This is a genomic window from Micromonospora sp. NPDC005413, assembly GCF_040606435.1.
Taxonomy (GTDB): Bacteria; Actinomycetota; Actinomycetes; order Mycobacteriales; family Micromonosporaceae; genus Micromonospora.
Map to the genome: position 1 here is coordinate 1 of NZ_JBEXEV010000017.1, position 11764 is coordinate 11764.

Consider the following 11764-nt stretch of genomic DNA (forward strand, 5'->3'; position numbering starts at 1 on the left):
TCACGGGAACGGCCCGGCGATCCGGGGGGGGGACCTGCTCGGGGTTCCGGGGGGATGTAACCGGGGCGGCCTACCGGATGTTCCCGGCGGCTGCCCGCGCCTGGCGGGTCCTGCCCGGCCAGCGGTTGGTTACCGGGGGGTGTAACCGTGCCGGCCCGGCGGGTGTTCCCACGGTCGGCGGCTACGGATGTATCCGGGGCGGCCGGTCGGGTGTTCCCGGCGGCTGCCGTGCACCGGGCCAGGGGGCCACGGTCGTATGCCAGGTATAACGACCCGGGCCGGCCCCCGATTCCGTCGTCAGGGTGGCCCCGACCACGGGACATCCAGCCCACGACCGGACAGCCACCCACCGGCCTCGCACCCCGAACCAGACACAAACCCTTACCCGGTCAGACCCAGCCTCGGGGGCACATCCGCACCGTCACCCCGGAACGCTTCCTCCCGACGCGGTGCAGGCAACACACCCCTGAAAACTGCGCCGATCATGGCCCACTTCAAAGCCCGTTAGGCTGGCCTTTCGCGAACAGTGGATCCGGCCGCCGGAGATCCCCTCCATCGCCGGCTGGATGGTCCGCCGAAGACTCCTCGCCACCCACATTCGGACAATTGACCCAAAAAGCACAGTCCGACGGGACTCTCGCTGCCCGATCGGCCCAAGATCGTGCTCGATCCAGGAAACAGGGCCCTCAGCCCGTGAACGAGGCAACTACAACCAGGATCGAGCACGATCATGCGAGGCAAACACGCCACCAACCGGCAGGCGCAGACGGGCAGCGCGCGTCGCAGACGGGCAGCGCGCGTCGCAGACGGGCAGCGCGCGTCGCAGACGGGCAGCGCGCGTCGCAGACGGGCAGCGCGCGTCGCAGACGGGCGGCGGGCACGCGAGCCTGCGGCAGACACACGGGCACGCGAGCAGCGGGCAGGCTCAGGGACTTGGCGCCGCTGTTGCGCTGTCGTCGGCTGTCGTGTCCTTGTCGAGGGCGGCCAGGATCGCCTCAGCGGTACGCCGACCCACCCCCGGCACCTCGGTGATCTCCTCAACGGTGGCGGCAGAGAGCCGCTTGAGCGAGCCGAAGTGACGCAGCAGCGCCTTGCGTCGCACCTCCCCCAGGCCGGGCACGTGGTCCAGCGCCGACTCGGTCATGCGCTTGGAGCGGCGCTGCCGATGGAAGGTGATGGCGAACCGGTGGGCCTCGTCGCGGACCCGTTGCAGCAGGTAGAGACCCTCCGAGGTGCGCGGCAGGATGACCGGGAACTCGTCGTCGGGGAGCCAGACCTCCTCCAGCCGCTTGGCCAGCCCGCACAGTGCCACGTCGTCGATGCCCAGGTCGGCGAGGGCCTGCGCGGCCGCCGCGACCTGTGGAGCACCGCCGTCGACGACCACCAACTGCGGTGGGTACGCGAATTTCCGGGGCCGGCCGGTGGTCGGATCGATCAGGACGCCGACCTGCGGTTCGACCGCGTCCTGAGGGGCGGCCGGATCGTCGGCCGACTCGACGCCCACCTCGCCCGTCTCGGCCCTCGCGTCCAGGTAGCGGGCGAAGCGGCGACGGAGCACCTCGGACATCGCGGAGAGGTCGTCGGTGGCGCCTCGGACGATGAACCGCCGGTACTCGTTCTTGCGGGGCAGCCCGTCCTCGAAGACCACCATGCTGGCGACCACGTCGGTGCCCTGGATCTGGGAGATGTCGAAGCACTCGATGCGCAGCGGCGAGGTGCGCATGCCCAGTGCCTCGCTGATCTCGTCCAGTGCTTTGCCCCGGGTGGTGAGGTCACCGGACCGCTTGAGCTTGTGCCGAGTGAGCGCGTCCTTGGCGTTGCGCTCCACCGTCTCCATCAGTGAGCGTTTGTCGCCGCGCTGCGGCACCCGCAGCGACACCCGGCTGCCCCGGTGGTTGGAGAGCCATTCGGCCAGCGCGTCGGCGTCCGCCGGCAGCTCGGGCACCAGCAGCTCCCGGGGCACGTCGGTTTCGCCGTGCTCGCCTCCGTACACCTGGGTGCAGAAGTGGTGTACCAGGTCGCCGGTGGTCAGGTCTTCGGTCTTCTCCACCACCCAACCGCGCTGGCCGCGGACCCGACCGTCGCGGATGTGGAAGACCTGCACGGCCGCTTCGAGGGGGTCGTCGGCGAACGCGACCACGTCGGCGTCGGTGCCGTCGCCCAGCACCACGGTCTGCTTCTCCATGGCCCGGCGCAGCGCGGCCACGTCGTCGCGCAGCCGGGCTGCCCGCTCGAACTCCAGTTGCTCGCTCGCCTCGGTCATCTCGCGCTCGATCTTGCGGACCATGGTGTCGGTGCGCCCGGCCATGAAGTCGCAGAACCCGTCGACGATGGCGCGATGTTCGTCGGCGGAGACGGTGCCGACGCACGGCGCCGAGCACTTGCCGATGTAGCCGAGCAGGCAGGGACGACCGACCTGGCCGGCCCGCTTGAACACCCCGGCGGAGCACGTCCGGGCGGGGAACACCCGCAGCAGCAGGTCGAGGGTCTCCCGGATCGCCCAGGCGTGCGAGTACGGCCCGAAGTAGCGCACCCCCTTGCGCTTCGCGCCGCGCATCACCTGCAGCCGCGGGTATTCCTCGTCGAGGGTGACGGCCAGGTAGGGGTACGACTTGTCGTCGCGGTAGCGGACATTGAACCGGGGATCGTACTGCTTGATCTCGGTGAACTCCTGCTGGAGCGCCTCGACCTCGGTGCCGACGGTGATCCAGTCGACCGACTCGGCGGTGGTGACCATCTGTCGGGTGCGCTCGTGCAGGTTCCAGATGTCGCCGAAGTAGGAGTTGAGCCGGCTGCGCAGGTTCCTCGCCTTGCCGACGTAGATCACCCGGCCGGTGCCGTCGCGAAAGCGGTAGACCCCCGGTGACTCCGGGATGGTGCCGGGTGCGGGGCGGTAGGTCGAGGGGTCAGCCACGCCAGCAAGCCTAGTCCGCAGCACCGACAACCCACCGCCAGCGCGTGATCGACTCGGTCTCCGGGAGGTCGGGGTGTCGAAGGACGCCGGACGCCCCGACCTCCCGGAACGCGAGTCGGTCAAGCGGCTGAGCCGCGCCGCGCGATCCGGCTGTGCCCGGCTAGGGGCAGGCGGGCGGACAGACCGCCCGACCAGAACTGGTCAGTCAGGCGGGCGGCCCGAGCCAGGAGTCAGGCCAGCGAGATCTGATCCCCGGTGACCTTGATGTCTTTGGGCGGCAGCGGCTTGGTGGCCGGGCCGGCCTTCACCGAACCGTCTTCGATCGAGAACTTGCTGCCGTGGCAGGTGCAGTTGATGGTGCCGCCGTCGACGTTCGTCACTGGGCAGTTCTGGTGGGTGCAGATCGGGCTGAAGCCCTTGAACTGGCCGGCAGTGGGCTGGGTGATGACCACGCCGTCGGTGGCGAGGACCTTGCCGCCGCCGACCGGGATGTCGGCGGTGGTGGCCAACGACTGGGCGCCCTGTCGGTCGCCGCCGCCCGCGTCGCCGGTGCTGGGCACCGCCGGGCCGCCGCTGGTCGGGGCGCCGCTGCCGCTGTCGTCGTCGCTGCCGCAGGCAGCCAGGACGACGGCCGCGCCGACCGCCCCGACGCCGGTGAGCAGGGTACGACGGGTCTGCGTACCCGGACCGGTCAGCGCCTGATCGTCACTCATGCCTCGCCTCTCTGTAGCCCACTGCGCCGGTCAGAAAGCCGGCCACACTTCTCCACACGGGCAACTGTGCCGGATGGTTCACCGCGGCATCTGTCCGACCCGGGAAATGGGACGGGGCGGGCCCGGACCGGCTCGCGCACGCCGCAGTCGACGTGTGTGAACCCGATCAGACCCGCCCCGGGGAGTCGAGGTCAGCGAGCGGCGGCCGGCACCTTGCGGCTGGCCCGCGCCTTGGTTACGCCGTTGGCCTTGGCCGCCCGGGTGGTGGCGGCGGCCGCCCCCTTGGCCTCGCCGTCGAGCTTGAGCACCTGGCGCAAGAACTGGCCGGTGTGGCTCTCGGCCACCTCGGCGACCTCCTCGGGGGTGCCGGTGGCGAGCACGGCGCCGCCCCGGTGGCCACCCTCCGGACCCATGTCGATCAGCCAGTCGGCCGTCTTGATCACGTCGAGGTTGTGCTCGATGGTGATCACCGTGTTGCCCTTGTCGACCAGCCCTTCCAGCACCATCAGCAGCTTGCGGATGTCCTCGAAGTGCAGGCCGGTGGTCGGCTCGTCGAGCACGTAGACCGTCCGCCCGGTGGAGCGCTTCTGCAGCTCGGAGGCGAGCTTGACCCGCTGCGCCTCACCGCCGGAGAGGGTCGGCGCGGGCTGGCCGAGGCGTACGTAACCCAAGCCGACGTCGACCAGGGTCTTGAGGTGCCGGTGGATGGCCGGGATGGCGGAGAAGAACTCTGCGGCCTCCTCGATCGGCATCTCCAGCACGTCCGAGACGGTCTTGCCCTTGTAGTGCACCTCGAGGGTCTCCCGGTTGTACCGGGCGCCCTTGCAGACCTCGCAGGGGACGTACACGTCCGGCAGGAAGTTCATCTCGATCTTGATCGTGCCGTCACCGGAGCACGCCTCGCAGCGCCCGCCCTTGACGTTGAACGAGAACCGGCCCGGGCCGTAGCCGCGCACCTTGGCCTCGGTGGTCTCGGCGAAGAGCTTGCGGACGTGGTCCCAGACCCCCGTGTAGGTGGCCGGGTTCGAGCGCGGCGTCCGGCCGATCGGCGACTGGTCCACGCCGACGACCTTGTCCACGTGTTCCAGGCCACCGACCCGGGTGTGCCGGCCCGGCACCAGTCGGGCACCGTTGATCTGGTTGGCCAACACCGCGTACAGGATGTCGTTGACCAGCGTCGACTTGCCCGAGCCGCTGACCCCGGTGACCGCGATCAGCTGGCCCAGCGGAAACGAGACGGTCAGGTTGCGCAGGTTGTGCTCCCGTGCGCCGTGCACCACCAACTCCCGTGCCGGGTCCTGCTGGCGGCGCTTCGTCGGCGTCGGGATCGACCGCCGCCCGGACAGGTACGCCCCGGTGATCGACTCCTTGTTCTTCAGCAGCGCCGGCACGGAGCCGCTGTGCACGATCTTGCCGCCGTGCTCACCCGCGCCGGGCCCGATGTCGACGATCCAGTCGGCCATGCGGATCGTGTCCTCGTCGTGCTCCACCACGATCAGCGTGTTGCCCAGCCCGCGCAGCCGGATCAGAGTCTCGATCAGCCGGTGGTTGTCGCGCTGGTGCAGCCCGATCGACGGCTCGTCGAGCACGTAGAGCACGCCCACCAGGCCGGAGCCGATCTGGGTGGCGAGCCGGATGCGCTGCGCCTCACCGCCGGACAGGGTGCCGGCCGGCCGGTCCAGGGAGAGGTAGTCCAGGCCGACGTCGAGCAGGAACCGCAGCCGGGCGTTGATCTCCTTGAGGACCCGCTCGGCGATCATCTTCTGCCGGTCGGTCAGCTCGATGCCGGCGAGCAGGTCGGCGCAGTCCCCCACGGACAGGTTGCAGACCTCGGCGATGCTCTTGCCGGCCAGCGTGACCGCGAGCACCTCGGGCTTGAGCCGGGCGCCGCCGCACGCCGCGCACGGGACGTCGCGCATGTAGCCCTCGTACTTGTCGCGGGACGACTCGGACTCGGTGTCGGAGTGCCGGCGCTCGATCCACTGCACCACACCCTCGAAACCGGTGTAGTAGGAGCGCTCGCGGCCGTACTTGTTGCGGTAGCGCACGTGCACCTGGTCGTCGGAGCCGTGCAGGATCGTCTTCTGCGCCCGCGCCGGCAAGGCCCGCCACGGGGTGTCGACGTCGAAGTGCTGGGCCTCGCCGAGCGCCTCCAGAAGGCGCAGGAAGTATTCCAGGTTGTGCCCGGAGGACCAGGGCTGGACGGCGCCCTCGCGCAGGCTGCGCTCCGGGTCGGGGACCAGCAGCTCCGGGTCGACCTCCTTCTTGGTGCCCAGGCCGGTGCACTCCGGGCAGGCGCCGTACGGCGCGTTGAAGGAGAAGACCCGGGGCTCGAGATCCTCGATGGCGAGCGGGTGGTCGTTGGGGCAGGCCAGGTGCTCGGAGTAACGGCGCTCCCGGTCCGGGTCGTCCTCCGGCAGGTCGACGAAGTCGAGCAGCACCAGGCCGCTGGACAGGCCCAGGGCCGCCTCGACCGAGTCGGTCAGCCGCTGCTTGGCGCTCGGCTTGACGGTGAGCCGGTCGATCACCACCTCGATGGTGTGCTTCTCCTGCTTCTTGAGCTTCGGCGGCTCGGTCAGCGGGTGCACCACGCCGTCGACCCGGGCCCGGGCGTAGCCCTTGGCCTGCAGCTCGGCGAAGAGGTCGACGTACTCGCCCTTGCGGCCGCGGATGACCGGGGCGAGCACCATGAACTTGGTGCCCTCGGCCATGGCGAGAACCCGGTCGACGATCTGCTGGGGGCTCTGCCGGGAGATCCGCTCGCCGCAGACCGGGCAGTGCGGCTCGCCGATACGGGCGTAGAGCAGGCGCAGGTAGTCGTAGACCTCGGTGATGGTGCCGACGGTCGAGCGCGGGTTGCGCGAGGTGGATTTCTGGTCGATCGAGACGGCGGGGCTCAGGCCCTCGATGAAGTCGACGTCTGGCTTGTCCATCTGGCCGAGGAACTGCCGGGCATACGACGAGAGCGACTCGACGTAGCGGCGCTGCCCCTCAGCGAAGATCGTGTCGAAGGCCAGGCTCGACTTGCCCGACCCGGACAGCCCCGTGAACACGATGAGTGCGTCCCGGGGCAGGTCGAGACTGACGTCACGCAGGTTGTGCTCGCGCGCGCCACGGATGATCAGTCGGTCGGCCACGGTGCGTGTACTCCCGGGAGAAGATAAAGCGGAGGATCTGTCCCGCTCTGGGGTGGTTCTGAGCGGTCGTGCGGGCGCGGAAAACACGCCTCGGCAACTCTAGCCCCGAGGTATGACAGTTTTCCCCGCCCGCACATTCCCCCAGCTCAGCCCGGTCGGCCGCGCCAATCAGAAGCCGCCGGCAGCGCCGGATGAAAGCCGCCGATCAGACGCCGCCGGGAGCGCCGATGAAAGCCGCCGCTCAGAAGCCGTCAGCAGCGCCGGATGAAGCCGCCGATCAGACGCCGCCGGCAGCGCCGATGGAAGACGCCGGTCAGTAGCCTCCGGGCGTCGGTGGCCGGATCGCCCGACGTCGGGCCGAACGCCAGCCGCCACGCCGTTCCGCCGCCGCCCTCGCCTCCCGCCGTCGACTCTCGTGAACAACCTCCCCCTGCAGCCGCTGCCAGTTTTCCCACCGACGGGTGGAGAGCTCGCCGGTGTGCAGGGCCTCGCGGACCGCGCAGGCGGGCTCGCCGTCGTGCCCGCAGTCGGCGTACCGGCAACCCTCGGCCAGCCCGGCGATATCGGCGAACGCCCGGCCCAGCCCGGCCGAGCCGTCCAGCAGGCCGACCGCCCGCACACCGGGTGTGTCGATCACCGCGCCGCCGCCGGGGATCGGTACGAGGGCCCGCCAGGTGGTGGTGTGCCGACCCTTGCCGTCGACCCGCCGGATCGCCTGGGTTGGCATCATCACCGCCCCGGCGAGGGCGTTGACCAGGCTCGACTTGCCGGCACCGGATGGTCCGAGCAGGCCGAGCGTGCGGCCGGGCGCCACTTCGGCGCGCAGCGGGTCCAGACCGATGCCACGCTCGGCGCTGACCGGCAGCACCGGCACCCCGGGAGCGACAGCGGCAAACTGGCGGGCCAGAGCGGCCGGGTCGGCCGCGAGGTCGGCCTTCGTCAGCACCACCAGCGGGCGGGCGCCGGACTCGTGGGCCAGGGAGAGCAGCCGTTCGATCCGGCCCACATCCGGCTCGGGGTGCACCGGCTCCACCACGGCGGCCGCATCGAGGTTGGCGGCCAGCACCTGGCCGCTGGCGTCCTTGCCGGCGGTACGCCGGATCAGCGCGGCCCGCCGCGGCAGCACCGCCTCCACGGTGACGCGGCGGTCCGGCCAGTTCGTGAGCAGCACCCAGTCCCCGGCGCAGGGCAGCGCGGACTGGTCCCGGGCGGCGGCGGCAAGCACCGCCCCGCCCAGGCTGGCCCGGACCGGGCCGGCGGCCGTGAGCACCGTGCAGACCCCCCGGTCCACCCGGGCCACCCGACCCGGGTGGTGCTCGCCGCGTCGCGCGGCGTACGTCGCCCACTCGGCGTCCCAGCCGAGGGCGGTCAGATCGATCGTCATGGCATCCTCATCGGTGTCGAAGCTGGTGATGGCGGAACACGCGTGCCACGTCCGGCATGATCACCACCTCCGTCCGATGTCCCGGTGCCGCGTATGCCGCTGACGGTAGGGTCCGCACCGACGCGCCGAAAGCGATTTCCCCTGCGACGGCGCGACGGCGGACCGCTAGGGTCGACGGGTGACCACGGATCCTCTGCTACTGATGGGCGAGGTGGACGCGGCCACCAGCCGACTACTCCGTACCGCCGCTTCTTTCGACGCCGCGGACCTGGCCGCCGCGTCGCTGCTGCCCGGCTGGACGCGCGGCCACGTGCTGGCGCATCTGGCCCGAAACGCCGACGGCTTCGTCAACCTGCTCACCGCGGCCCGCACCGGGCAGGCGCTACCGATGTACGCCTCGCTGGAGGCCCGCACGGCGGACATCGAAGCCGGTTCGAGTCGGCCACCGGCCGCGCACCTGGACGACCTGCGACGCACCGCGGACCTGTTCTCCGAGGCGGTCGCTGCGATGCCGGCCGAGGCCTGGGCGGCGACGGTGCAGGCGCGGAAGGGCCCGTGGCCAGCGGCGCTGCTCGTCTGGGGCCGGCTCCGCGAGATCGAGGTGCACCACCTCGATCTAGCCGCCGACTACCGGGCCGCGGACTGGTCGGAGACGTTCGCCCACCGACTGCTGCGCGAGGCGGCCAGCCATCACGCCATGGGGCCGACGCCGCCGTCGGTGGTGCTCCGCCTCGACGGCAGCGGGCATGAGGTGGTGATCGGGGAGCGGGTCGGCGCCCCGGTCGTCGCCGGTCCCGCCCCCGACCTCGCCGCCTGGCTGATCGGCCGTGCCGACGGCGCCCCGCTCTCCGTCACCCCCGACGGTCCCCTGCCTACTCCACCGGAATGGATATAGAAACGTCATGACATACAGCGGAGACGTCACGCACGGCGGCGCACCGGCGGTTCGGGAGCTGGACGGGCTGACCATCAGCAAGCTGTCGGTGGGCCCGATGGACAACAACGCCTACCTGCTGCGCTGCACGGGCACCGGTGACCAGGTGCTGATCGACGCCGCCAACGAGGCGCCCCGGCTGCTCGAACTGATCGGTGACGGTGGGCTCACCGCCGTGGTGACGACCCACCAGCACATGGATCACTGGGTGGCACTGGAGGAGGTCGTCGCCAAGACCGGCGCCCGGACGCTGGTGCACGCCGATGACGCGGCGGGGCTGCCGATCGAGGCGGAGCTGCTGACCGAGGGCGACACCGTGTCGGTCGGCGACTGCGCGCTGGAGGTCATCCACATCAAGGGGCACACCCCGGGCTCGATCGCGCTGCTCTACCGCGACCCGGCCGGCACCCCGCACCTGTTCACCGGCGACAGTCTCTTCCCCGGCGGTGTGGGCAACACCGACAAGGACCCGGAGCGCTTCGCCGCGCTGATCGACGACGTCGAGCACAAGCTGTTCGACCAACTACCGGACGACACCTGGTTCTACCCCGGCCACGGCAAGGACAGCACCCTCGGAGCAGAACGCCCAGCCCTCCCCCAGTGGCGAACCCGAGGCTGGTAACCCCAGGCGGCCGAGACGCCCCACCCGGGCCACCCGGCCAACCGGGGCCAGACGGCCCACCGGCCCAGCCGGATCACCAAACGCTGACCGAAAACCACCAAGATCCATAACCCACCGCTGGGCGCGGCACCCCCGGACGGACCCCCACCACGACGGGGGCGGGGGCCCGCCGTGCCCGGCGCAGGGATCAAGCCTGACCGCCCGGAGCCGGGCAGGGCGGGCCCCCGCCCCCGCACCGCAACCAACGGACCCCGCCGAAACCAAGGGCTCAACCAGTCAAAGAGAACAACCGCCGCCGAGCCCCCAGCAGCACGACGGAAGCCAACACCAGCCCGACCCCCATCGTGACCAGCAGCGGGTTGGGCGCCCCCGGCAGCAGCCCGGCCAGCGACCGGGACGCGGCGCCCAGCGCGAGGTAGAGACCGGCCCAGGCGGCCGCGCCGAGCGCGGCGCAGCCGAGAAATCGCCGGTACGACATCCGCAGCCCACCGGCGGCCAGCGGAAGCAGCGCGTTGAACACTGGCAGGAACGGCGCGACGATCATCATCCGGCCGCCTCCGCGACGCAGGATTCCCTCGGCCGCCGTCCAGCGCGTCTCGCCGATCCAGCCGCCGACCCGACTGCGTCGCAGCCGCTCGGAGTAGCGGCGACCGATCAGGAAGCTCAGTGACCAGCCGGCCAGGCAGCCGACCAGCACCGCGGCGAAGGTGGCCAGCCCGGTGGTCGGGCGGCCCACCCCGACGGCGGCCAGGATCGCCACGTCACCGGGGATCAGGACACCCAGCAGGGGTACGGCGTCGAAGAGCATGACGAGCCCGAGCGCACCCATCAGCAGCAGGAGGGGCAGTTCGCCGATCTGGGCCAGCCATTGCGTCATGCCTCGTACGCTATGGCCGCCGCACCACTCTGGACATCCGGTCAGAGCCCCCAGCGACCCCTGGTATCCGCCTCGGGGTCGCCCCTGAGGCGCGCTTGCGCTCAGGCAGGCCGCAGCACCTGCACCCGGCGTAGCGACGAGTCGACCGACGGTTCGGTGGTGGGCACCGGATAGTCGGTCAGCACCGTCAGGCGGTCCGCCGGTAGGTGCCCCCGGCCGGGGTCGCCGACCAGCACGTCGGCACCTCCGGCGGCGGCCCTCTGCAGGAACGGCAGCATCCGGTCTGCCATGGCGCGGTCGTAGAAGACGTCCCCGGCGACCACCAGGTCCGCCTCCGCGTCGGTGCTGTCGAGCAGGTCGTCCCCGAAAGCGTCGACGGCGACCCGGTTGGCCCGCGCGTTGAGTGTGACGGCGGCGACGGCGTACGGGTCGATGTCGTTGGCGACCACCTCCGCGGCGCCGGCCAGCGCGGCGGCGATGGCCACCAGGCCCGACCCGGAAGCGAGGTCGAGCACCCGGCGACCGGCGGCCAGCTCCGGGTTGTCCAGGAGGTGGCGGGCCAGGGCCTGGCCTCCAGCCCAGGCGGACGCCCAGTACGGCGCCGGCAGGGCGTGCCCGGCGGCGGCCTCCATTCGAGCCCACCAGACGATCGCGTCCTCGGCCAGGTACAGCCGCACCTCGGGAACGAACGGGGTGGGCGCCAGCCGGAGCCGGTCCAGGCCGTCGCCGGGCGTCTCGATCTCGCGTTCCAGTTCGGTCAGCGCGTCGGCTGCGGCACCCTTCATCGGCGCAAGCATGCCCCAGCGGCGGGTGGTCGGGGCGGCTTTCGCATGCCGGCGCGCAGAAGTTCACCCGACTTCACACAAAGACCTACGGCACTTCGGCCAGCGGATCCGGGTTTTGCCCGTTACTGTCGAACAGGTACGGGCGATCACCGGCCAGAGGTCGGTGGTCAGCCGCTTTGAACAGGGAGAGATGCATGGCAACCGGCACGGTTAAGTGGTTCAACTCGGAAAAGGGCTTTGGCTTCATCGAGCAGGACGGTGGAGGGCCGGACGTGTTCGTCCACTACTCCGCCATCGCTTCGAGCGGCTACCGGGAGCTCAACGAGGGCCAGAAGGTCGAGTTCGAGGTGACCCAGGGGCAGAAGGGTCCGCAGGCGGACAACGTCCGCCCGATGTAG

Annotated in this window: 9 protein-coding genes; 3 read left to right on the top strand and 6 right to left on the bottom strand. The window is 71.1% G+C overall.

The features are described from left to right. Window positions 1–925: 925 nt before the first annotated feature. The 4 genes from uvrC to rsgA form a co-directional block, all read right to left on the bottom strand. Window positions 926–2914, bottom strand: a complete 1989-nt coding sequence (uvrC, locus tag ABZS37_RS18845) for an excinuclease ABC subunit UvrC (RefSeq protein WP_355170518.1) — start codon at window positions 2912–2914, stop codon at window positions 926–928. 230 nt (window positions 2915–3144) lie between these two features. Continuing rightward, window positions 3145–3627, bottom strand: coding sequence for a Rieske (2Fe-2S) protein (locus tag ABZS37_RS18850; RefSeq protein ID WP_355170520.1), 483 nt, complete (start codon window positions 3625–3627; stop codon window positions 3145–3147). A 191-nt stretch (window positions 3628–3818) separates the two neighbouring features. After that, entirely contained in the window at window positions 3819–6764 is a 2946-nt protein-coding gene (gene uvrA, locus ABZS37_RS18855) for an excinuclease ABC subunit UvrA (RefSeq protein ID WP_355170522.1), read from the bottom strand. A gap of 313 nt (window positions 6765–7077) precedes the next feature. Further along, window positions 7078–8148 carry a ribosome small subunit-dependent GTPase A gene (gene rsgA, locus ABZS37_RS18860; protein ID WP_355170524.1) on the bottom strand — a complete coding sequence of 357 codons (1071 nt, stop codon included), beginning with the start codon at window positions 8146–8148 and terminating at the stop codon, window positions 7078–7080. Between the two features lie 178 nt (window positions 8149–8326). Between rsgA and ABZS37_RS18865 the strand changes: the two genes are divergently transcribed. Both ABZS37_RS18865 and ABZS37_RS18870 read left to right on the top strand, forming a co-directional pair. Then, entirely contained in the window at window positions 8327–9043 is a 717-nt protein-coding gene (locus tag ABZS37_RS18865; protein WP_355170526.1) for a maleylpyruvate isomerase family mycothiol-dependent enzyme, read from the top strand. Window positions 9044–9050: 7 nt separating this feature from the next. Continuing rightward, window positions 9051–9704 (top strand): MBL fold metallo-hydrolase, encoded by a 654-nt coding sequence (locus ABZS37_RS18870; protein WP_355170528.1) that lies wholly within the window; start codon window positions 9051–9053, stop codon window positions 9702–9704. A gap of 268 nt (window positions 9705–9972) precedes the next feature. Here ABZS37_RS18870 and ABZS37_RS18875 read toward each other — a convergent pair whose 3' ends face one another. Both ABZS37_RS18875 and ABZS37_RS18880 read right to left on the bottom strand, forming a co-directional pair. Further along, window positions 9973–10581: a VTT domain-containing protein gene (locus ABZS37_RS18875; RefSeq protein ID WP_355170530.1), complete on the bottom strand. Its 609-nt coding sequence runs from the start codon at window positions 10579–10581 to the stop codon at window positions 9973–9975. Between the two features lie 101 nt (window positions 10582–10682). Next, window positions 10683–11366 (bottom strand): 50S ribosomal protein L11 methyltransferase, encoded by a 684-nt coding sequence (locus ABZS37_RS18880; RefSeq protein ID WP_355170532.1) that lies wholly within the window; start codon window positions 11364–11366, stop codon window positions 10683–10685. 194 nt (window positions 11367–11560) lie between these two features. Between ABZS37_RS18880 and ABZS37_RS18885 the strand changes: the two genes are divergently transcribed. After that, the gene (locus ABZS37_RS18885; RefSeq protein ID WP_007462771.1) at window positions 11561–11764 is read left to right on the top strand and encodes a cold-shock protein; all 204 of its coding nucleotides are present in this window, start codon (window positions 11561–11563) and stop codon (window positions 11762–11764) included.

Bases quoted from the DNA above. Each gene is read 5' to 3' on its own strand.
- ABZS37_RS18850 (WP_355170520.1), bottom strand. From the start codon at position 3,627: ATGAGTGACGATCAGGCGCTGACCGGTCCGGGTACGCAGACCCGTCGT.
- rsgA (WP_355170524.1), bottom strand. From the start codon at position 8,148: ATGACGATCGATCTGACCGCCCTCGGCTGGGACGCCGAGTGGGCGACG.
- ABZS37_RS18870 (WP_355170528.1), top strand. From the start codon at position 9,051: ATGACATACAGCGGAGACGTCACGCACGGCGGCGCACCGGCGGTTCGG.
- ABZS37_RS18875 (WP_355170530.1), bottom strand. From the start codon at position 10,581: ATGACGCAATGGCTGGCCCAGATCGGCGAACTGCCCCTCCTGCTGCTG.
- ABZS37_RS18880 (WP_355170532.1), bottom strand. From the start codon at position 11,366: ATGAAGGGTGCCGCAGCCGACGCGCTGACCGAACTGGAACGCGAGATC.
- ABZS37_RS18885 (WP_007462771.1), top strand. From the start codon at position 11,561: ATGGCAACCGGCACGGTTAAGTGGTTCAACTCGGAAAAGGGCTTTGGC.